At 67.8% G+C, this 21,395-nt stretch carries 21 protein-coding genes; 14 read left to right on the top strand and 7 right to left on the bottom strand.

Features of this window, described 5'->3' with window-relative positions:
- Positions 1–64 precede the first annotated feature (64 nt).
- The 8 genes from ACWDUN_RS28635 to car all read left to right on the top strand — a co-directional run bounded on the left by ACWDUN_RS28635 (position 65) and on the right by car (position 11,033).
- A complete protein-coding gene (locus tag ACWDUN_RS28635; RefSeq protein ID WP_449934095.1) occupies positions 65–511 on the top strand; it encodes a hypothetical protein in 447 nt (148 codons plus the stop codon).
- A 188-nt stretch (positions 512–699) separates the two neighbouring features.
- Positions 700–1,698, top strand: coding sequence for a TerC family protein (locus tag ACWDUN_RS28630; protein WP_449934093.1), 999 nt, complete (start codon positions 700–702; stop codon positions 1,696–1,698).
- Between the two features lie 101 nt (positions 1,699–1,799).
- Positions 1,800–3,107: an MFS transporter gene (locus ACWDUN_RS28625; protein ID WP_449934091.1), complete on the top strand. Its 1,308-nt coding sequence runs from the start codon at positions 1,800–1,802 to the stop codon at positions 3,105–3,107.
- Between the two features lie 7 nt (positions 3,108–3,114).
- On the top strand, positions 3,115–4,086 hold the full coding sequence (locus ACWDUN_RS28620; RefSeq protein WP_449934090.1) for a LacI family DNA-binding transcriptional regulator: 972 nt from the start codon (positions 3,115–3,117) through the stop codon (positions 4,084–4,086).
- Positions 4,087–4,183: 97 nt separating this feature from the next.
- Complete coding sequence (locus tag ACWDUN_RS28615) at positions 4,184–5,386, top strand: cytochrome P450 (RefSeq protein ID WP_449934088.1); 1,203 nt, start codon at positions 4,184–4,186, stop codon at positions 5,384–5,386.
- Positions 5,387–5,436: 50 nt separating this feature from the next.
- Positions 5,437–6,462 carry a phosphotransferase gene (locus ACWDUN_RS28610; protein ID WP_449934157.1) on the top strand — a complete coding sequence of 342 codons (1,026 nt, stop codon included), beginning with the start codon at positions 5,437–5,439 and terminating at the stop codon, positions 6,460–6,462.
- 29 nt (positions 6,463–6,491) lie between these two features.
- Complete coding sequence (locus tag ACWDUN_RS28605; RefSeq protein ID WP_449934087.1) at positions 6,492–7,379, top strand: DMT family transporter; 888 nt, start codon at positions 6,492–6,494, stop codon at positions 7,377–7,379.
- A gap of 183 nt (positions 7,380–7,562) precedes the next feature.
- Positions 7,563–11,033, top strand: coding sequence for a carboxylic acid reductase (gene car / locus ACWDUN_RS28600; protein WP_449934085.1), 3,471 nt, complete (start codon positions 7,563–7,565; stop codon positions 11,031–11,033).
- Position 11,034: 1 nt separating this feature from the next.
- Here the strand turns inward: car and ACWDUN_RS28595 are convergent, their stop codons facing one another.
- Positions 11,035–11,436, bottom strand: a complete 402-nt coding sequence (locus ACWDUN_RS28595; RefSeq protein ID WP_449934083.1) for a TIGR03668 family PPOX class F420-dependent oxidoreductase — start codon at positions 11,434–11,436, stop codon at positions 11,035–11,037.
- Positions 11,437–11,530: 94 nt separating this feature from the next.
- On the opposite strand from ACWDUN_RS28595, the gene ACWDUN_RS28590 reads away from it, so the two are divergent.
- From ACWDUN_RS28590 to ACWDUN_RS28575, 4 genes are read left to right on the top strand one after another with little or no spacing between them, the layout of a single operon-like run.
- Positions 11,531–12,649 (top strand): ABC transporter substrate-binding protein, encoded by a 1,119-nt coding sequence (locus ACWDUN_RS28590; protein WP_449934081.1) that lies wholly within the window; start codon positions 11,531–11,533, stop codon positions 12,647–12,649.
- 3 nt (positions 12,650–12,652) lie between these two features.
- A complete protein-coding gene (locus ACWDUN_RS28585) occupies positions 12,653–13,504 on the top strand; it encodes an ABC transporter permease (RefSeq protein WP_449934079.1) in 852 nt (283 codons plus the stop codon).
- On the top strand, positions 13,501–14,259 hold the full coding sequence (locus tag ACWDUN_RS28580) for an ABC transporter permease (protein ID WP_449934077.1): 759 nt from the start codon (positions 13,501–13,503) through the stop codon (positions 14,257–14,259). Before ACWDUN_RS28585 ends, ACWDUN_RS28580 begins: the two co-directional genes overlap by 4 nt.
- Positions 14,260–15,291: an ABC transporter ATP-binding protein gene (locus ACWDUN_RS28575; RefSeq protein WP_449934075.1), complete on the top strand. Its 1,032-nt coding sequence runs from the start codon at positions 14,260–14,262 to the stop codon at positions 15,289–15,291.
- 80 nt (positions 15,292–15,371) lie between these two features.
- Here ACWDUN_RS28575 and ACWDUN_RS28570 read toward each other — a convergent pair whose 3' ends face one another.
- Both ACWDUN_RS28570 and ACWDUN_RS28565 read right to left on the bottom strand, forming a co-directional pair.
- Positions 15,372–15,938 carry an orotate phosphoribosyltransferase gene (locus ACWDUN_RS28570; RefSeq protein ID WP_449934074.1) on the bottom strand — a complete coding sequence of 189 codons (567 nt, stop codon included), beginning with the start codon at positions 15,936–15,938 and terminating at the stop codon, positions 15,372–15,374.
- Between the two features lie 32 nt (positions 15,939–15,970).
- Positions 15,971–16,780, bottom strand: coding sequence for a HugZ family pyridoxamine 5'-phosphate oxidase (locus ACWDUN_RS28565; protein ID WP_449934072.1), 810 nt, complete (start codon positions 16,778–16,780; stop codon positions 15,971–15,973).
- Between the two features lie 112 nt (positions 16,781–16,892).
- Here ACWDUN_RS28565 and ACWDUN_RS28560 point away from each other — a divergent pair, with 112 nt between their 5' ends.
- Together ACWDUN_RS28560 and ACWDUN_RS28555 are read left to right on the top strand one after the other, a co-directional pair.
- The gene (locus tag ACWDUN_RS28560) at positions 16,893–18,155 is read left to right on the top strand and encodes a maltokinase N-terminal cap-like domain-containing protein (protein WP_449934070.1); all 1,263 of its coding nucleotides are present in this window, start codon (positions 16,893–16,895) and stop codon (positions 18,153–18,155) included.
- 59 nt (positions 18,156–18,214) lie between these two features.
- Positions 18,215–19,015, top strand: coding sequence for an enoyl-CoA hydratase/isomerase family protein (locus ACWDUN_RS28555; protein WP_449934068.1), 801 nt, complete (start codon positions 18,215–18,217; stop codon positions 19,013–19,015).
- On the opposite strand, the gene ACWDUN_RS28550 is transcribed toward ACWDUN_RS28555, so the two are convergent.
- Genes ACWDUN_RS28550 through ACWDUN_RS28535 form a run of 4 tightly spaced genes read right to left on the bottom strand, consistent with a single transcriptional unit; the run spans position 19,005 to position 21,391 of the window.
- Positions 19,005–19,556 carry an isochorismatase family protein gene (locus ACWDUN_RS28550; RefSeq protein ID WP_449934066.1) on the bottom strand — a complete coding sequence of 184 codons (552 nt, stop codon included), beginning with the start codon at positions 19,554–19,556 and terminating at the stop codon, positions 19,005–19,007. The two genes, ACWDUN_RS28555 and ACWDUN_RS28550, sit on opposite strands and share 11 nt — an antisense overlap.
- Positions 19,557–19,575: 19 nt before the next feature.
- Positions 19,576–20,850: a hypothetical protein gene (locus tag ACWDUN_RS28545; protein WP_449934064.1), complete on the bottom strand. Its 1,275-nt coding sequence runs from the start codon at positions 20,848–20,850 to the stop codon at positions 19,576–19,578.
- Entirely contained in the window at positions 20,847–21,245 is a 399-nt protein-coding gene (locus ACWDUN_RS28540; RefSeq protein ID WP_449934062.1) for a hypothetical protein, read from the bottom strand. Before ACWDUN_RS28540 ends, ACWDUN_RS28545 begins: the two co-directional genes overlap by 4 nt.
- On the bottom strand, positions 21,242–21,391 hold the full coding sequence (locus ACWDUN_RS28535; RefSeq protein ID WP_449934060.1) for a hypothetical protein: 150 nt from the start codon (positions 21,389–21,391) through the stop codon (positions 21,242–21,244). Before ACWDUN_RS28535 ends, ACWDUN_RS28540 begins: the two co-directional genes overlap by 4 nt.
- Positions 21,392–21,395 lie beyond the last annotated feature (4 nt).

Here is a 21,395-nt window from a genome sequence, read left to right as displayed (position 1 = left end):
GCTGCGGTCACAGTCCGGGTCGATTCGATGGTCAGCGCCGCGATGGTCGTTACCATCAGCGCTCGTGGCAGAGGACAGGGGCGCACAATCCGGCGGCGGTGCCGCCGAAACCCCGTGGTACGAGGAATCCTGGGCCGTCGTCACCGCGGGTGTGGCCGGGCTGCTGGTGATCGGCGTGCTGATCTACGCCGTGGTGCAGACCGCGCAGAACTCCGTCGACCCCTCCGACGGGCCCGGGTACTACAGCACCTACCCGACGAGCACGTCGTCGTCGACGACGACCTCGCGCACGATCAGGTCCTCGACCACCACGACGACCACGACGTCGGAGACCACCATCACGGAGACGGCCACCTCGGAGACCGCCACCTCGGAAACCACCGCGACCACGGAGACGACCACCACGGAAACGACCGAGGACGAGACGACCGAGGACGACACCACCACCACGACGGTGCCGACGCTCGGCGACGACAACCCCTTCATCTTGAACCCGTTCGACGAGGGGTAGCCAGCACGGCCCGATTAGCTCAGGATGGGATCGTCTGACAGAATCGGCTCCGAGGGGAGTACTCCTGCGCTGCGGTGTCGCCATCACGTCATCTGAAATCGGATGACCGGTGCCGTGGGCCCGCGTTCACGTTGCGCAGGCGGAAGAGACCTCGGCCGTTTCATCGACGACCGGAGGTTTTCGTATACATGAACGTGTCCACCCTCGAGTGGGGGATCACCCTCGCCGTCACCCTGGGCGTCCTGCTCGTGGACGTGCTGGTGTTCGGCAGACGACCACATGAGCCGTCCACCCGGGAGACCGCGATAGCGCTGACGTTCTACGTCGGCCTGGCCATCGCGTTCGGCATCTGGACCACGATGTTCCACGGCAGCCAATACGGTGTCGAGTTCTTCGCCGGTTGGCTCACCGAGTACAGCCTGTCGGTGGACAACCTGTTCATCTTCTTGATCATCATGGCCAGCTTCAAGGTGCCGCGCATCTATCAGCAGCAGGCGCTGCTGGTCGGCATCATCCTGGCGCTGATCTTCCGCGGCATCTTCATCGCGCTCGGCGCGGTCGCCATCGAGCAGTTCTCCTGGGTCTTCTACCTGTTCGGCGCGTTCCTGATCTACACCGCCATCAAGTTGGCCAAGGACACCGATCACGACGACGACGGTGAGAACGGCGTCGTCCGGTTCGCCCGCAACTACTTGAACACCACCGACAAGTGGCACGGCCTGAAGCTCACGGTCAAAGAGGGCTCCAAGCGCGTCATGACGCCGATGTTCCTGGTGATCGTCGCGTTGGGCACCACCGACCTGCTGTTCGCGCTGGACTCCATCCCGGCGATCTACGGGCTCACCCAGGAGCCCTACCTGGTGTTCACCGCCAACGTGTTCGCCCTGATGGGTCTGCGCCAGCTGTACTTCCTGCTGGGCGATCTGCTCAAGCGCCTGGTGTACCTGTCGCAGGGTCTGTCGTTCATCCTCGGGTTCATCGGCGTCAAGCTGGTGCTGCACGCCCTGCACGAGAACGAGTTGCCGTTCATCAACGGCGGCGAGCCCGTGCACGTGCCGACGATCCCGACGCTGGCCAGCCTGGGCGTCATCATCGTCACGCTGGTCATCACCACGATCGCCAGCCTGTACAAGACCCGGTCCGACGCCAAGAAGGCCGACGAACCCTCCGAGCAGAAGACCGACTGACCCGCCTCATGTCGGGCGGTGGCGACAGCCCCGCCACCGCCCGACTAAGCGCCTTGCTCAAACCCGTTATCCCGCGGGGCAATTCACTAACGTAGGTCGGCATGCCGACCGCTCATTCTCGTCGCCCGGAAACAGCGGCCGTCCGTAAGGCCGTCATCGGTGCATCCATCGGCAATGCCGTGGAGTGGTTCGACTTCGCCATCTACGGGTTCCTGGCCACCTATATCGCCGCGAACTTCTTCCCGTCCGGCAATGACACCGCGGCGCTGCTGAACACCTTCGCGATCTTCGCCGCGGCCTTCTTCATGCGCCCCCTCGGCGGTTTCGTGTTCGGCCCGCTCGGCGACCGGATCGGCAGGCAGAAGGTGCTGGCCCTGGTCATCCTGCTGATGTCGGCGGCCACGCTGCTCATCGGCCTGTTGCCGACCTACGCCGCGATCGGGGTCGCCGCTCCGATGCTGCTGCTGGTGCTGCGGTGTCTGCAGGGCTTCTCCGCCGGCGGTGAATACGGCGGCGGTGCGGTGTACCTGGCCGAGTACGCCCCCGACCGCCGGCGCGGATTCATCGTCACCTTCATGGTGTGGTCGGGGGTGCTGGGCTTCCTGCTGGGATCGATCACCGTGACGGTCCTGCAGGCCGCGCTGCCGGCCGCCGCGATGGACAGCTACGGCTGGCGCATCCCGTTCCTGCTGGCCGCACCGCTGGGGCTGGTCGGGCTCTACATTCGGATGCGCCTGGACGACACCCCGGAGTTCACCGATCTGAGCCGCGCCGATGACGTCGCCGAACAACCGCTGCGGGAGGCCGTCACCACGTCGTGGCGCCCCATCCTGCAGGTCATCGGGCTGTTCCTGATCTTCAACGTCGGCTACTACGTCGTGTTCACCTTCCTGCCGAACTATCTGATCAAGACACTGCAGTTCGACAAGACGGCATCGTTCGTGTCGATCACCCTGGCCAGCCTGGTGGCCCTGGTGCTGACGCTGCCGCTGGCGATGCTGTCCGACCGCATCGGGCGACGGCCGATGCTGATCGCCGGGGCGGTGGCCTTCGCGGTGCTCAGCTACCCGTTGTTCCTGCTGCTGACATCGGGTTCGCTGGTGGCGGCCATCGTCGCGCACTGCACGCTTGCCGCCATCGAATCCATCTACATCTCCGCAGCCGTCACCGCGGGCGTCGAACTGTTCGCCACCCGGGTGCGCTACAGCGGTTTCGCGGTGGGCTACAACGTGTGTGTCGCCGTCTTCGGCGGTACCACCCCCTACGCCGTCACCTGGCTGACCGCAGCGACCGGCAACCCGCGGGCTGCCGCCTTCTATCTGGTGATCGCCGCGGTGCTGTCCCTGGGAACCGTGCTGACACTGCGGGAATCGGCAGGCAAGCCGTTGGCGGCGACCAACCTGCAATGATGTCGAGATGAACGCGCGGCCGACGAAGGCGGACGTGGCTCGGCTGGCCAACGTCTCGTCGGCGACGGTCAGCTATGTGCTCAACAACGTCAAGGGGCAGACGATATCGGCGCAGACCCGCGCCGCCGTGCAGGAGGCCGCGCGCCAACTCGGGTACCGCCCGAACCTGGCCGCCCGCAACCTGGCCCGCGGCGCCAGCGGTGTGGTGCTCTACGTGGTGCCGCGATTCTCGTTGGGGGAGTTGCTGCTGGAGGTCGGCAGCAGACTGACCACGGAACTGGGCAGGCACGGCATCGTGCTGTCACTGCAGTTCGAGACCGACGACGGCCGCAATGTCGTCGACGCCGTCGCCGACCTGAACCCGATTGCGGTCACCAGTGTCTTCCCGCTCTCCGGTGCGGCGGCCGAAGCGGTTGTGGCAGCACGGGTTCCGCAGATCCATCTGGGTAGCGCGCAGCTGCACGCGATGGGAGATCTGCACCTGAGCGTCGGTGCGATGCGGGTTCGGCATCTGGTGTCGCGTGGGCACCGCAAGCTGGCGTTCGCCTATGCCGAGGCCGCGGCGCTGCGCCCGCTGGGGGATTACTGGCTGTCGGGGCTGCAGGTGGCCGCCGCGGAATTGCCCGAGATCGTCACCGGCGCGGTGGCCGCCGACGGCAGCGATGCCGCCGCTGTCGTCTCGGCGTGGGTGCGCGCCGGCGTGACGGCCGTGTGCGCCCAGAGCGACGAGACGGCACTGGTCGTGCTGCACGGCATCCGGGAGGCCGGCCTGCGCTGCCCGCAGGATCTGGCGGTCATGGGTGTGGACGCTATACCGCTGGGCGCGGTCAGCGGACCGCCGCTGACCTCGGTCGGCTTCGACGCCAAGACCATCGTCGAGGTGTCGGTGGCGGCGATGATGTCCGAGCTCGGCTACCCCCGCGGCCGGGAACCCAGCGCCGCCAACGTCGCTCATCTGATCCAACGCGCCAGCACCTGAGGTCGGCTTTCGGCCTGGGCGGAATCCGCACTTGATCGAGATGCTGTGACCCGCGTAACTTACGCGAGTAAGTAATCGCGGTGTGGAGAGGTGGCAGATGACCGTCGAGGCAACCAGGGGCGTGTACTTCGACCCGTACAACGTCGAGATCAACGCCGATCCCTACCCGGCGTTCGCCCGGCTGCGCGAAGAGGCGCCGCTGTACTACAACGAGGAATTCGACTTCTACGCGCTGAGCCGGTTCGCCGATGTGAACAAGGCGCTGATCGACCACGAGACCTTCAGTTCGGCCCGCGGGGCCATCATCGAACTGATCAAGGCGAACATCGACATCCCCTCGGGCGCACTGATCTTCGAGGACCCGCCGATCCACACCACGCACCGCAAGCTGCTGGCCCGGATGTTCACCCCACGCAAGATCGCCGCCCTGGAACCCAAGATCCGCCAGTTCTGCGCCGACGCGCTGGACCCGCTGGTGGGCAGCGGGAAGATCGACTTCATCACCGACTTCGGCGCGATCATGCCGATGCGGGTGATCAGTGCGTTGCTCGGGATCCCCGAGGACGACCAGGAGATGATCCGCGATCACGGTAATGACCAGATGCGCACCGAGGCGGGCCAGCCGATGAAGGCCGCCAAGGAGGGGTTGATCGACGGCTCGATCTTCGAGACATATATCGACTGGCGCAAGGACAACCCGTCCGACGACATCATGACCGACCTGCTCAACGTCGAATTCACCGATGAGCACGGCGTGACGCGCAAGCTGACCCGCGAAGAGTTGCTGATCTACATCAACGTCGTCGCCGGTGCCGGTAACGAGACCACCACCCGGCTGATCGGATGGGCGGCCAAGGTGCTGGCCGAACACCCCGACCAGCGCCGTGAACTCGTGCAGAACCCGGCCCTCATCCCGCAGGCGATCGAGGAACTGCTGCGTTTCGAGCCGCCCGCGCCACATGTCGCGCGCTACGTCACCCGCGATGTCGAGTACTACGGCCAGACCGTGCCCGAGGGCAGCGTGATGATGATGCTGATCGGCGCGGCGGTCCGCGACAGCCGCCAGTTCCCGCCCGACGGCGAGATCTTCGACATCCACCGCGAACAGCGTCAGCACCTGGCCTTCAGCGTCGGCACGCACTTCTGCCTGGGCTCGGCCCTGGCGCGGCTGGAGGGCCGGATCGCGCTGGAGGAGATCCTCAAGCGGTTCCCGCAGTGGTCCCCGGACCTGGCCAACGCCGCCCTGTCGCCGACCTCGACGGTGCGCGGCTGGGATTCGATGCCGGCGTTCATCCCGTGACCGCCGCGCTGAATGTCCCGACATCGTGGGAGGGCATCGGCGCCGACTGGATGACCGATGCGCTGGACCGGGACTTCCCGGGCGTGCGGGTCACCGAGGTCACCGTCGCCATGCGTGACGACGGGACCAACCGGCGGGCCCGACTGCAACTGCGCTACGCCCCCGGCCCGGCGGGCCCGGCGACCGTGTTCGTCAAGGCCGTCGACCCCGACCACCGCGAGCTGATCAAACTGACCAGCGGTCTGCTGCACGAACCGCGACTGTTCAACGCCGATGTGGATCTGCCGTTGGAGCACCCCCGGGTGTACGCCGCGGCCATCGACGAGGCCGCCGAGGACTTCGTGCTGGTCATGGAGGATCTGACCGCTCGGGGTGCCGACCAGCGCGATGGCACCCGACCGCTGACGATCGAACAGGCCGCTGCGGCGGTGCGCGGGCTGGGCCGGTTGCACGGCAGGTACTGGGGAGCGCGCATCGCGGCGTCGCCGGGGCTGGACTGGCTGGAACCGTTCTTGCCCTGGGACGGTATGCAGTACGCACCGCTGCCCGCCGCGCTGGAACGCCTGGGCGCCGACGCGCCGGCGTCGGTGCACGCGCTGACCATCGACGAGTTGGTCGAGGGCATCTGGAAGCCGTTCATCCGAACCCTGACCGCCCCGGGTACCGCCCAGACCCTGCTGCACGGCGATCCGCACATCGGCAACACCTACCTGACGCCGAGCGGTGACATCGGGTTCCTGGATTGGCAGGTGGCCAGACGCGGCAACTTCTCGGTGGATCTCGGCTATTTCCTGCAAGGCGCGCTGGTGACCGAGGACCGCCGCATGAGCGAACGGGACCTGCTGGCCGAATATCGCGACAGCCTGGGATTGCCGGCCGACGAGATGCCGACGGTGGAGGAGGTTTGGCTGCGGTATCGCGCGTCGGTCGCGCACGGGCTGACCACCTGGCTGGCCACCGCCAGCGCCGGTGAGCTGTGGCAGCGCCCGGACATCGCGCTGGCGCTGGCGCAGCGCTACAGCTCGGCGTATGAGGACCTGCAGACGGCGGAGGCGTTGCGTGACCTGAGCACCTAGGGTGGTGGCGTGACGAGAGGGCCACGCCGGTGATCGACCAACTGCTCGTCGTCGTCTTCGCGTTGTGCGCAGCCGTTTTCGCCGCCGTCGGCATCGTGGTGCGGCAGCGCGCGACGCTGGACGTTCCCGAGGAGCACGGCGTCAGCACCGTCATGTTCGCGACGCTGCTGCGCCGCCCGCTGTGGTGGGCCGGTACCGCCGCCGCGGTGGCCGGGTTCGTCTTCCAGGCGCTGGCCCTGGACAACGGGTCGCTGATCGTGGTGCAGCCGCTGCTGGTGTCGGCGCTGTTGTTCGCCCTGCCGCTGAGCGCGCGGCTCGCGCACCGCCGGGTGACCCGCGGCGCCTGGCTGTGGGCCGTGCTGTTGACGGTGTCGCTGGCGGTCTTCGTGCTGCTGGCCCACCCGCGGGTCAACGATCAGGTGGCGCCGGCACCCACCATCACCGTCGTGGTGGCGGCCTGCTCGGTACTGGTGATCGGCTGCGTGATCATCGCGGTGCGCACGTCCGGGTGGAAGCGGGCCGTGCCGCTGGCGGTGGCCGTCGGAGTGATGTTCGGTCTGGTCGCGGTGCTGACCAAGATCCTGATGTTCCTGCTGGAGCGCGGCAGCGCCGCCGACGTGCTGGCCACGCCGGTGCCGTACGCGCTGGTGTTCCTCGGTGTGGTCGCGACACTGCTGCAGCAATCGGCGTTCCATGCCGGATCGCTGCAGATGTCGGTGCCCACGATGATCGTGATCGAGCCGATGGCGGCGGTGCTGCTGGGGGTCTTCATCCTGGGGGAGACCCTGAACGCCAATCGGTGGGAGACCGTGGTGCTGACCGTGGCCGTGGTCGCCATGACGGCCGCCACCATCGCGCTCGGCCGCGACGAGGGCGCGTACGAGGACGAGTTGGAGGCGCAGATCCAGCAATCCTGACCGGCCGCGGCTGCCCGCTGCGATCGCACTGTCAGGCTGACATTGCGGGGCGCTTTCACAGGAAATCTGCAGCTGAGACACAGCGCGGCATATCTTTAGTTTTGCTAACGTTGTATTCGGTGGCCGGTGCGGACGTCGAGGTCCCCGGCCATTCGAACCGTCAGCCAGAACCGAGGAAGTGCCATGTCCGCCCACACTCTCGACCAGCAGCGCCTGGCCCACCTGTACGCAACCGACCCGGAATTCGCGGCGGCCGCCCCCGACCCGTCGGTGGTCGACGCCGTCAATGCGCCCGGCCTGCAGCTGCCCGACATCGTGCGAACCGTGCTGACCGGATACGCCGACCGTCCGGCGCTGGGCAGCCGGGCCGTCGAGTTCGTCACCGATCCCGCCACCGGCCGCACCCGCACCGCCCTGCAGCCCCACTTCGACACCATCACCTTCGGCCAGTTGTGGGACCGGGTGCGCGCCGTGACCAATGCGTGGCGGGCCGCGGGCGTCCAACCCGGTGACCGGGTCGCGATCCTCGGGTTCGCCAGCGTCGACTACACCGTGGTGGACATCGCCCTGACCCAACTGGGCGTGGTGTCGGTGCCGCTGCAGACCAGCTCGGCGATGACCGCGCTGGCGCCGATCATCGCCGAGACCGAACCCGTGCTGATCGCCGCCGCTGTCGACCACCTCGAGGATGCCGCGACGCTCGCGCTCGGATCGACCGCAGCCACCGTGGTCGTGTTCGACCAGCACGAGCAGGTCGACGACCACCGGGATGCGATCGCCGCCGCCCGCGCGCGCCTGGGTGAGCACATCGGTGTGCAGACCCTGGACGAGGTCATCGCGCGTGGCGCACGGCTCCCCGATGCCGACACCGCAGTGACCGAGCAGAATTCGCTGGCCCTGCTGATCTACACCTCCGGCAGCACCGGCGCGCCCAAGGGCGCGATGTACCCGCAGGACAAGGTCGCCGACATCTGGCGGCCCGCCGCCCACGCCCACTGGGACGACAGCCAGGGCCGGGTGCCCTCCATCGTGTTGAGCTTCATGCCGATGAGCCACGTCATGGGACGCGGCATCCTCTACAGCGCGCTGGCCAGCGGCGGTACCGTCAACTTCGCGGCGCGCGCCGACCTGTCCACGCTGTTGGATGATCTGGCACTCACCCGGCCGACGCAGTTGAGCTTCGTCCCGCGCATCTGGGACATGCTGTTCCAGGACTATCAGAGCCGGATCGCCCACGGCGCCGATGATTCGGCGGTGCTGGCGGACATGCGCGATAACCTGCTCGGTGGTCGGTTCATCAGTGCGCTCACCGGATCGGCACCCATCTCCGCAGAGCTCAAGACATGGGTGGAGCGGCTGCTGGAGATGCACCTGGTCGAGGGCTACGGCTCCACCGAGGCCGGCGCGGTGTTCGTCGACGGCCGTATCAGCCGCCCGCCGGTGCTCGACTACAAACTCGTCGATGTGCCCGAATTGGGTTATCACCTCAGCGATGTGCCGCACCCACGCGGTGAGCTGCTGATCCGATCGGACCAACTGTTCCCCGGCTACTACAAGCGCCCCGAGGTCACCGCGGCGGTCTTCGACGAGGACGGCTTCTACCGCACCGGCGACATCGTCGCCGAACTCGGACCCGATGAGGTGGCCTATATCGACCGTCGCAACAACGTGCTCAAACTGTCCCAAGGCGAGTTCGTCACGGTCTCCAAATTGGAAGCGGCGTTCAACACCGCGCCGCTGGTGCATCAGATCTACATCTACGGCAACAGCTCCCGCCCGTACCTGGTGGCCGTCGTGGTGCCCACCGACGCGAACGCCACCAAGGCCGAGATCGCCGCATCGCTGAAGGCCACGGCCAAGGCAGCACAGTTGCAGTCCTACGAACTACCCCGCGATTTCCTGATCGAGACAACGGCATTCAGCACCGAGAACGGCCTGCTCACCGGTATCCGCAAGCTGGCGTGGCCGAAGCTCAAGGAACGCTACGGTGCACAACTGGAAGCGCTTTACACCGAACTGGCCGACGGACAGGCCGACGAACTGCAGGCACTGCGGACCAGCGGGGCGCAGGCGCCCGTGCTGGAGACCGTCGGCCGCGCCGCCGCGGCGCTGCTGGGCGCCGCGAGCACCGATATCGCCCCGGATGTGCACTTCACCGATCTGGGCGGCGACTCGCTGTCGGCGCTGACGTTCGGCAATCTGCTCGCCGACATCTTCGGCGTCGAGGTTCCGGTGAGCGTGATCGTCAGCCCCGCAGCGGATCTGGCCTCCATCGCCACGCACGTCGAGGCGCAGCGCTCAGGTACGGCGCTGCGGCCGACCTTCGCATCGGTGCACGGCAAGGATGCCACGGTGGCGCGCGCCGCCGAGCTGACCCTGGACAAGTTCATCGACGCCGAAACACTTTCTGTCGCAAACAGGTTGGCGGGGCCGGCCGATAATGTCAGGACCGTGCTGTTGACCGGCGCGACCGGATTCTTGGGTCGCTATCTGGCACTGGAATGGCTGGAGCGGATGAGCCTGGTCGACGGCAAGGTGATCTGCCTGGTGCGGGCCCGCTCCGACGCCGAGGCCCGGGCCCGGCTGGACGCCACCTTCGACAGTGCTGGACCGAACAGCGGGGGCGACCCGAAACTCGTTGCCCACTATCGAGAGTTGGCGGAAAAGCATCTGGAGGTGCTGGCCGGCGACAAGGGTGAGCACGACCTGGGCCTGGACCCGCAGACCTGGCAACGCCTGGCCGACACCGTCGACCTGATCGTTGACCCGGCCGCGCTGGTGAACCACGTGCTGCCGTACAACGAGTTGTTCGGGCCGAACGTCGTCGGCACCGCCGAATTGATCCGGGTCGCGCTGACCACCCGCATCAAGCCATTCGTCTACGTCTCGACGATCGGTGTCGGCGCCGGTATCGCGGCGGGGCGGTTCGTCGAGGACGCGGACATCCGCGAGATCAGTGCCGCCCGGGTGCTCGACGACTCCTACGCCAACGGCTACGGCGCCAGCAAGTGGGCCGGCGAGGTGTTGTTGCGCGAGGCACACGAGAAGTTCGGGTTACCGGCGTCGGTGTTCCGTTGCGACATGATCCTGGCCGACACCACCTACGCCGGCCAGCTCAACCTGCCGGACATGTTCACCCGGATGATGCTGAGCCTGGTGGCCGCCGGTATCGCACCGAAGTCCTTCAACGAACTCGACGCCCACGGCGAGCGGCAACGCAGCCATTACGACGGGCTGCCGGTGGAGTTCATCGCCGAGGCCATCTCCACCCTCGGCGCCCAGGTGGCCGACGGCTTCGAGACGTATCACGTCATGAATCCGCACGATGACGGTCTGGGCATGGACGAGTTCGTCGACTGGCTCATCGAGGAGGGCCATCCCATCCAGCGTATCGACGACTACCGGGAGTGGTTCGACCGGTTCGGCAACACCCTGCGCACCCTGCCGGACCGGCAACGCCAGGCCTCGCTCCTGCCGCTGCTGCACAATTACGCCACCCCCGGTGTCCCGGTCAACGGTGCGATGGCGCCGACCGACGTGTTCCGCACCGCGGTGCAGGACGCGAAGATCGGGCCGGACAAAGATATTCCGCATGTCAGCCGCGAGGTGATCGTCAAGTACGTCACCGACCTGCAGCTGCTCGGGTTGCTGTAGATCAGGCGTGCCAGGAGGCCCAGTGGTGCACCGTGATGGTCACCACTGGGCCGTCCAGCGCGGTGCGTTCGTATTGAACGTATTTGCGCCGCAGCAGGCCGTATCCGATGGCCATCTGCTCGCCCTCGTGATGCACGGCGGCCACCCCGTCCGCGCGTACCCACCACAGCTGCTGCCAGTCCTCGGTGTAGTGGTCCACCAGCAAGCTCACCCGCGGGTTCACGGCGATGTTGGCCAGCCGCCGCAACCGTTGGGTGGATTTCCGTTTGGCGTCCACCGCGGTGTACACGGTGTCACCTTCGACGGCGAAGACCACCGGAACCAGATGCGGCACCGCCTGAGCGTCGGCGGTGGACAGCGCGGCCACCGGTGCGGCGGCGAACAACTGACGTGGATCGGCCATCCCCCGATGGTAGAACCGGTAGCGTCGAGCCTCGTTCACCGAGATGTCAGATCACGGCCACCAGCTGGTCGTCTGTCCATCGGAAGGTTCGCACATGTTGAATTCGATGGTCGGTTCCGCCGCCGCGGTCGTGCTCCTCGCCTCCGGACTCGTCGCCTGCGCCCCGCCGCCGGCGCAGGAACAGTCCGATGGTGGCAGCGATGCCCGTACCGCCACCTCGGCCGCCGATTTCGGCGGTATGGAGGGGCTGATCGAGGCCGCCAAGGCCGAGGGTGAACTCAACGTCATCGCCCTTCCGCCGGACTGGGCCAACTATGGCGAGATCATCGAGACCTTCAGCCAGAAGTACGGCATCAAGGTCAACTCGGCGCAGCCCGGCGCCAGCAGCCAGGAGGAGATCAACGCCGCCGAACAGCAGAAGGGGCGCAGCACCGCACCGGATGTCTTCGACCTCGGACAGTCGGTGGCCCTGGCCAACACCGACAAGTTCGCGCCCTACAAAGTGGAGCACTTCGCCGAGATCTCAGACTCCTTCAAGGATCCCGAGGGCCGGTGGGTCAACGACTATGGCGGCTACATGTCCATCGGTTACGACTCGACCAAGGTGCCGGCGATCGCCGGTGTCGACGACCTGCTCAAGCCGGAGTTCGCGGGCAAGGTGGCGCTCAACGGTGATCCGACGCAGGCCGGTGCGGCATTCTCCGGTGTGATGATGGTGGCCGTGTCCCAGGGCGGCTCGCCCGAGGACATCGCTCCGGGCGTCGACTTCTTCCGAAAACTCAAGGAGGCGGGCAACTTCCTGCCGGTGGATCCCACCCCGGCCACCATCGCCTCCGGCCAGACCCCGGTCGTGCTGGACTGGGACTACCTCAATGTCGAACAGTCCAAGAAGGTTCCGGGCTGGAAGGTGGTCATCCCGCCGAACGCCGCCGTGGCCGGCTACTACTACCAGGCCATCAACGCCGATGCTCCGCACCCGGCCGCGGCCCGGTTGTGGCAGGAGTTCCTGTACAGCGATGAGGGACAGAACCTGTATCTGGCAGGCGGAGCGAGGCCGGTGCGCGCGGACTGGATGGTCACCCACGGCACCATCGACCGTGAGACCTACGGCACCCTGCCGCCGGTCGACGGAGCCGCCACATTCGTGACCGTCGAGCAGAACGCGGCCGCGACCGAGTATCTGGAAGCCAACTGGGCCAAGGCCATCGGCTGAGGCGTGCGGTTCCTTCGGCGCGTCCCGGCACTCCTGCCGCTGCTGCCCTTCCTGGCAGTGGTCACGATCTTCCTGCTCGTCCCGACCGCAACCGTCATCGTCAACGCGTTCGTCGTCGACGGACGGTTCTCCCTCGCCCTGATCGGTGCACTGTTCGAGGCGGCACCGCTGAACGCGTTGTGGCGCAGCGTGCTGCTCTCGGCGGTCAGCGCGGTGATCGGTGCGGTGGCCGGAGCGGTGCTGGCCTGGCTGATCCTGAGCAGCCCACCCCGCTCACTGGTCCGTCGCGCTGTGCTCGCCCTGAGTAGCGTGCTGGCTCAGTTCGGCGGTGTGGCACTGGCATTCGCGTTCCTGGCCACGATCGGCATCAACGGTGTGCTGACACTGTGGCTGCAACACCTGCTCAGCATCGACATCGCGCCCGGCGGGTGGTTGTACAGCCTGCCCGGATTGATCCTGGTGTACACCTACTTCCAGATCCCGCTGATGGTCATCGTCTTCCTACCCGCGCTGGAGGGGCTGCGCGAACAGTGGCGCGAGGCGGCGGTCAGCCTGGGCGCGGGCACCTGGCAGTACTGGCGTGAGGTCGCGCTGCCGCTGTTGACGCCGGCCTTCCTCGGATCGATGCTGCTGTTGTTCGCCAACGCCTTCGCCGCCTATGCGACCGCGGCGGCGTTGGTCAGCCAGGGCAGTCCGATCGTGCCGCTGCTGATCAGGGCCGCATTGACCAGCGAGGTGGTGCTGGGACAGGCCGGCCTGGCGTATGCGCTGGCGCTGGAGATGATCGTCGTCGTCGCGCTGGTGATGATCGTCTACAACATGCTGGTGCGGCGCACGTCGCGGTGGATGCGATGAACCGTGTTGTGCGCGTCGCACTCTGGCTGACGTTCGGCGCCTTCTTCCTGTTCCCGCTCTACGCGATGGCGGATTTCGCCACCCGTGACCCATTCGGCGGGGGCCGGACGATGGCGGCCTGGGCCAATCTGGTGACCGAAGATGCGCTGTTGACCGCGATCGTCACGTCGTTGCTGCTGGCCGTGCTGACCGTGACGGCCATGCTGGCACTGCTGGTCCCCACGATGATCTGGGTCCGCCTGCGCGCCCCGTGGGCAAACCGGATCGTCGAATTCCTGTGCCTGCTCCCGCTGACGATTCCCGCGCTGGTGGTCGTCGTCGGCCTGCGCAACGTGTACCTGTGGGTGACGTATCTGCTCGGTGAATCGGCGTTGACGTTGACCTTCGTCTACATCGTGCTGGTGTTGCCCTTCGCCTACCGGGCGCTGGATGCGGCCCTGTCCTCGATCGACCTGAAGACGTTGTCGGAGGCGGCCCGGTCGCTGGGGGCGGGCTGGACGTCGACGATCGTGCGGGTGATCGTGCCGAATATCGGCACCGGAATCCTGTCGGCGGCCTTCATCTCGATCGCCGTGGTACTCGGCGAATACACCGTCGCCTCGTTGTCGGGGTTCCAGACGCTGCCGGTGCAGATCGTGGAACTCGGTCGCAGCGACGGTCCGACATCGGTGGCGGCATCGCTGGCCACCCTGATCTTCGGCTTCGGACTGCTGGTGGGGCTGTCGTTGCTGACCGGACGGAAGAGGCGGCGCTGAGTGTCTGTTGCTGTTGAATTCAATGATCTGACACGCACTTTCGGCTCGGTACACGCGCTCGACGGATTGAACCTGCGGATCGAGCCGGGTGAACTGGTGGCGCTGCTGGGCCCGTCGGGCTGCGGCAAGACCACCGCGATGCGCATCCTCGCGGGACTGGAGGAGGCCACCTCGGGGTCGGTGGTGGTCGACGGGCGCGATATCAGTCGGGTCCCGGCCAACAAGCGCGATATGGGCATGGTGTTCCAGGCCTACAGCCTGTTCCCGCATCTGACGGTGCTCGACAACGTCGCCTTCGGTCTGAAGATGCGCGGTGTCGGCGCATCCGAGCGCCGTAACCGGGCGGCCGAGATGTTGGATCTGGTCGGGCTTTCCGCGCAGTCGGGTCGGTACGCCGACGAGCTGTCCGGTGGCCAGCAGCAGCGGGTGGCCCTGGCGCGGGCGTTGGCGGTGCGGCCCCGGGTGCTGCTGCTCGACGAACCGCTCTCGGCATTGGATGCCAAGGTGCGCACGCAACTGCGCGACGAGATCCGCCGGGTGCAGCTGGAGGTGGGGACGACGACGCTGTTCGTCACCCACGATCAGGAGGAGGCGCTGGCCGTCGCCGACCGGGTCGGGGTGATGAACGCCGGTCGGCTGGAACAGCTGGCGTCACCGTCGCAGCTGTACGCCCATCCGGCGACCCCGTTCGTCGCGGACTTCGTCGGGCTCAGCAACAAGGTGTCCGCCATGGTGCGCGGCGGCACGGCAGCGCTGCTGGGGTGCTCGGTGCCTGCGCTGCCCGGGTCGGTCGGCGGTGCCGGCGTGGCGATGGTCCGGCCAGAATCGGTGACCGTGCACGCCGACCCCGCGGGGGCGGCGACGGTGGCCTCGGTGGCATTCCTGGGTGCGATCTCGCGGGTGAACGTCACGCTGGCGGACGGCTCGGCGCTCTATGCCCAGATGAACAGCTCGGCGGCCCGGGCCTTCGCGCCCGGCGACCGCGTCACGGTGGGGCTGGAACCGGGCGGGGTGCTCGTCGTCGCGGGATAGGGCCCGGCCGGCCCGCCGAGATTGACGTTCTGCCCGATCGCACTCGCAGTTTTTCGCCGAAACGTACAACTGGGCGGTAGTCAGACCGCCTTGACGGGGTCGATGCCCAGGTCCTGATAGGTGACAAGCGCGACGAACGGCACACCGAGCCCGCCGAACAGTTCGGTGGCGACGTCACCACGGTCGACCATCGGGATCACGCCGGACACCGTCACGCCGACCTCCAGGACACGGTCGTAGGCCTTCTTCGTCGAGCCTCCGGTGCTGATGACATCGTCGACGAGCAACACCCGGTCGCCGGGTTGCAGCCTGGTGCCCTCGATCCACTGCTCGCGACCGCGCTGCTTCTGCTCCTTGCGCACCGAGAACCAGGCCGCGCCGGTCACCATGGCGATGCCGTGCGCCAACGGGTCGGCGCCCATGGTCAAGCCGCCGACGGCGTCGAACTCGATACCGTGCGCCGCCGCCAGGTCGGCGACCGCCCGGCTGACGGTCGTCAGCCGCTCGCCGTTGTCGATGGCGAACTTGCCGTCGATGTAGTCGTGGCTGAGTTGCCCGCTGACCAGCTTGAACGGCTGCTCGCGGCGCTCGTGGGCGCGGGTGCGAATCAGATCGAAGGCGGCCTGCCAGCTGTCCGGACGTTGCATACCGCGATCGTATTGCACGCCGTCGGCGCCGGTCAGCCCTGCCGCGCGCGCCGGGTCAGTTCCACTGCCGCCGAGCGCAATTCGCCGATCGAATCGATGGGCGCGGCGTAGCCGGCGCGGGTGTAGGCGATCCCCCGGGGAGTGTCGACGCGCAGGTCCAGGCCGTAGCGGTCCGCTGCGGTACAGGTCGCGGCCGTGGCGTCGGGGTATCCGCCGAGCTTTTGCGCCATGGCCGTCAGCGCATCGGCGTGGTCGGCGTTGAGGTGCGCGACGGCGCCTGCGGCGTGCGGTGCGACCGGATCCGGCGTGGCCGCGGTGTAATCCGTGCCCGTGGTGGAGTCCATCCGGCCGTACCCGCCGACCCAGCGCACCCGCGCCACCTGCAGCACCCACAGGGTGAAGTCGCTGTAGTCGCTGTAGTACTTCGCGGCGGGCACCGCGTCGAGGTGCGCCTGCCGGGCGGCGTCGAGGTCCGCGCCGGTCGGGCGGGTCACCACCCCGGCCAGCGTGATGCGTCCCGACGCGAGCGGGTCATCCACGGATTCCGGCGCCACGACGGCGATGCTGGCACGCTGGTCGCCGGCCAGGTTGCGGCCGTGTTCGGCCAGGTTCGACACGCACAGCACCGGGGCGCCGTCGAGCAGGCCGTAGGTGACCAACGACGCCCACGGATCCCCGTCACCGGTCAGGGTGGCCAACGTGCCGGTATTGGTGGACGCGGCGATGGTGCGGGCCTCTTCGGCGGCCGACGGCCGTTTCGGATTCTGCACCGGGGCCAGCGGAGGCGGCACCGAAGGGGCGTCCCCCGGATCGCCGTGATCACGCAGCACAGAGTCAGCCATTGGCGCACCATACCGAACCGGATCCGGGCCGCGGGTGTACGCCGACGCGCACCCGGGTACGAGATTCACAGGGTCGGCACCAGGCTGCCCGCACGAGTACGTTGGAGAAGCGATGACGTTGCCGTTCCACCAGTGGCTGCCCCGACAGCGGTGGTATGCCGGCCGGGGCCGTGAACTCACCGGCGTGCGCCCGACGTCGGTGCAGCTGGCCGCCGACCTGGAACTGATGCTGTTGCAGGTGGACTACGCCGACGGTTCCGCCGACCGCTATCAGGTGGTGGTGCGCTGGGACACCGGCGCTGAACACACCGCCATCGGAACCGATGCCGGACGCACGGCCTACGACGCGATCGGCGATCCCGAGGTGGCCGCCCGGCTGCTGGGGCTGATCGCGGAATCGGCCGAGATCGGTCCCGTGTCGTTCCGGTGCGAGCCGGGTGCCGAGCTCGGTCCCGCCGGCCCGGTCCGCACCATGGGGGCCGAACAGTCCAACACCAGCGTCGTGTTCGGTGACCAGAGCATCCTCAAGGCGTTCCGACGACTGACCCCCGGCATCAACCCCGATATCGAGTTGACCCGCGCGCTGTCGGGCAACTCGCATATCACCGCCTTGCTCGGATCATACGAGATCACCTGGGACGCAGAGCAGTACACGCTGGGCATGGTGAGTGTGTTCGCGCGGGACTCCAGGGACGGATGGTCGGTGGCCGAGACCAAGACCCGCGACCTCACCTCGCCCGACGCCGATTTCGCCGACGAGACGTACCGCCTCGGCGAGGCCGTCGCCTCGGTGCACCTGTCGCTGGCCGAGAAGCTGGGCAGCCGGATGTCGGCGTTCCCGGCCGAGACCTTGATCGAGCGGGCCCGGTCGGTCGCGGCGCTGGTTCCGCAAGTGCGCGAACGCATCTCGCAGATCGAGCAGCGCTACCGGCAGGTTGCCGACGAGCCGACGGCCGAACAACGCGTGCACGGTGATCTGCATCTGGGACAGGTGTTGCACACGCGGGCGGGTTGGCTGATCATCGATTTCGAGGGTGAGCCGGGCCAGCCGCTGGCCGAGCGTCGGCGCCCGGACTCGCCGCTGCGCGATGTCGCCGGCATGCTGCGGTCCTACGATTACGTCGCCTCGCAGCGGCTGCTTTCCGACCACGGCGGCGATCTGACCTCCGCCGCGCGGGACTGGGTGCAGCGCAACCGCAAGGCGTTCTGCGACGGGTATGCGTCGGTCGGCGGGCTGAATCCCTGGGATTCCGCCGGTGTCCTGCTGGCCTACGAACTGGACAAGGCGATCTACGAGGTCGGCTACGAGGCGCGTTACCGGCCGACCTGGCTGCCCATCCCGTTGGGCGCGGTCGACCGATTGCTGGGCAACTGAAGTCGACACGGTGAGGGCGCGTTCGGTGCCATGATGTGCCCGGACCGAAGGAGCGCCCCGTGTTGCCGCAGTACCGCACGCTGCTGACCACCGTCGAGGACGGTGTCGCCACCATCACCCTCGACCGGCCCGAGCGGCGCAACGCCGTGGGCGACGGCATGCGCGACGAACTGGCGCACGCCCTGACCGCGTGCAACGCCGCCGACGATATCCGGGTGGTGGTGCTGACCGGGACACCGCCGGCCTTCTGCGCCGGAGCGGACCTGGGCGCCGGTGAGCACACCTTCACCGGCCCGACGGAAGGTTTCCGCGCCGCCGGTTTGGCCGTACCGGCCTGGACGCTGTCCAAACCGGTGATCGCCGCAGTCAACGGGCATGCCATCGGTTTGGGGCTGACACTGGCGCTGCAGTGCGATATCCGGTTCTTCGCCGCCGATGCCCGCTACGGGGTGGTGCAGGTGCGTCGCGGCGTGGTCGGTGATGCCTACGCGCACTGGGTACTGCCGCGGCTGGTCGGTATCGCCAATGCCGCCGAGATCCTGCTCACCGGAACGACTTTCGACGGGCACCGCGCGGTGACGCTCGGGTTGGGCAGCAGGGTGCTGCCGGCCGAGGACGTGCTGCCCGCCGCGCTGGAGGTTGCCGCCGAGATCGCGACGTACACCGCGCCGATGTCGGTGGCCGCCAGCAAGCGGCTGCTGTGGGATTCGTTCGACATGACCCGCGAGCAGGTGGGGGACCGGGAAACGCAGATCCACCTGGCGTTGATGGCGCATGACGACGCGGCCGAAGGGATGCGCGCCCGGATCGAGGGCCGGGCGCCGCGATGGACGGGCCGGCCGGTGGACCCTACTCGCTGACCTCGACCCCGCGGGCCCGCAGCAGCGCCACCGCCTCGGTGGTGGATTCGGCCGCCACGCCGGCGCACAGCGGCAGCAACACCCGGGTACGCAGGCCGGCCGCCGCGGCGTCCAGCGCCGTCGCGCGCACGCAGTAGTCGGTGGCGATGCCGACCACGTCGACCGCGCCCACCTGACGCTGGGCCAGCCAGTCGGTGAGGGTGGTGCCGTCGGCGTCGGTGCCTTCGAAACCGCTGTAGGCCGCCGAGAATTCGCCCTTGGTGAAGACTGCCTCCACCGCCGCGGGGTCCAGGTTCTCGTGGAAGTCGACGCCGGGGGTGCCCACCACACAGTGCCGGGGCCAGGACACCCGGTAATCGGGCTCATCGGAGAAGTGCTCGCCCGGATCGATGTGAAAGTCCATCGTCGCCACGACATGGTCGTAGTCGTGCTCGGCGAGCAAGCCGGTGATGGCGCTGGCGACGGCGGCACCGCCCTCGACGGCCAGCGATCCGCCCTCGCAGAAGTCCTTCTGTACATCGACCACGATCAGCGTGCGCATCCCTCAACCGTAGTCCTGATCAACCACCGAAGAGCAGGTACAGCCCCAGGAACGTGTAGCCGACCATCACCAGCATCATCGCCAGCTGGCCGGTCATCTGATGGCCCTTGGGCAGGATCCGCAACGCCCGGTCGTGCGCGGCGATCACCCCGGCGACGTGTCCGGCCAGCACGAAACCGACCTTGATGGACGCCAGTAACGACGGATGCGTCGACAGCAGGTAGTACACCTGCGCGTCGTCGAGCCACAGCAGCGCGTGCACGGTCTGCTGGCCCTTCTCCACGAGATAGGTCAGGTAGTGGGCGAATACATAGCCGATGACGATCGGGATCAGCGAATGTGCCATCAGTCCCGGCAGTTCCCGGCGGCGTCGGCGATCGACCCCGCCGGTGGCGGCGGCCGCGAGGCTGAAGGTCACGCCCACGGTCAGCACGAACACCAGCAGTCCCACCGTCTTGATCGCGCAGGCCTGCCACACCGTCGCGGCGTGCTCGTCGACGAAGCCCCGCCACCCGGGTATCGCCGAGAAGCTGTCGAATGCGGTCGAGCCCAGCAGCACCGCCAGCACGGCCACCACACCGGGACGCACCGGCAGCGACAGCAGCCGGTTGAACGGATTGCCGATCGCGATCCGGCCGTCGGCGTTGCGCTGCCAGGGTGCACAGCGCGAGGCCACCATGCTGTACACCTCGAACGGGTCGGCACGCGCGCACCAGCGCGGGCCACACACCAGCGCGCCGGCCAGGGTGACGGCCAGATAGACCAGCAGCCAGGTCTTCACCGCGGACAGCGAGCCGGGGTCCGGGCTGGCCAGTTCGAGCCAGACGAAGGCGAACAGGCCGGCCGCGGCGGGCCAGTACCCCAGCCGCGCGGGATAGCCATCGCGGCGGGCGCGCAGTATCCGCAGCACGGCGCGTACCGGGGATATCGCCGGCCAGACCGGACCGCAGAACAGCGACAGCGCAACCACACCGACCCAGAGCAGGACGTAGAACACGCCGGGCAGCGCATTGGCCGAATCCTGCGGACCGAGCACCGCGGCGGCGGTCACCCAGATGACGAATCCCAGTCCCGCGGCGGCGGCCGACCATCGGGTCACCGGGGCGTCGACGATGCGGGTCACCCGCATCGGCAGCGGCCGTCCCGGAGCATCGGCGTCGAACCGTGGTGTCCGCCAGGCCAATGCGACGACCGCGAAGGTGAAGGTGAGGGTCCAGGCCGCCCCGACCACGGCATAGCTGAACGGGATGGGCAGATCGGTCGATCCGCCCAGGCCGTGTGCCAGTACGGTCACTGCACCGTCACGGTGGCCACGACCCGATGTGCATCGTGCAGTTCGACGTCGACCTTGCCCGGTACCTCCACGGTGAACTGGAAGGACTGCAGCGGTTCGGCTTTCACCTCGAAGGTGTGCTCGGGTGAGGCGTGCACGTGCAACTCGTCGGGCGCGTCGCTGCTGACCCGGACCAGGATGGGTTGGCCCACGCTCGCCTGAATCTGCTGATTGGTCGGGCTGACCTGACCACGCTCGATCGTCACGTCGATGACGACGCGGTCCGGGGGATCCTGTCGGTCGGTCATCGCCGGAATCCCGGTGGGGGACGCGGTCTGCGTCGTCGCGGTGGGTTCGGAACCCCCACATCCCGCGGTCAGCAGCGCGGCGGCGGCCAGCACGAGCAATGGCTTCACGTCAGGTCCTCATCTTCGGTGTCGTCGGGACTCTCGGGGGTGCGCCGGTCCCTGATCGCGACCCATGCCACCACGCCGGCGACCACCACCGCCGGAGCGAAGGCGGGAAGCGCCAGCAGCAGCGAATGGTCGGCCAGAAAGGTCATCGGG

Source organism: Mycobacterium sp. NPDC003323 (assembly GCF_053589535.1).
The sequence above is the reverse complement of the archived record's forward strand: the minus strand, read 5'-3'. Positions and strand labels throughout refer to the sequence as shown.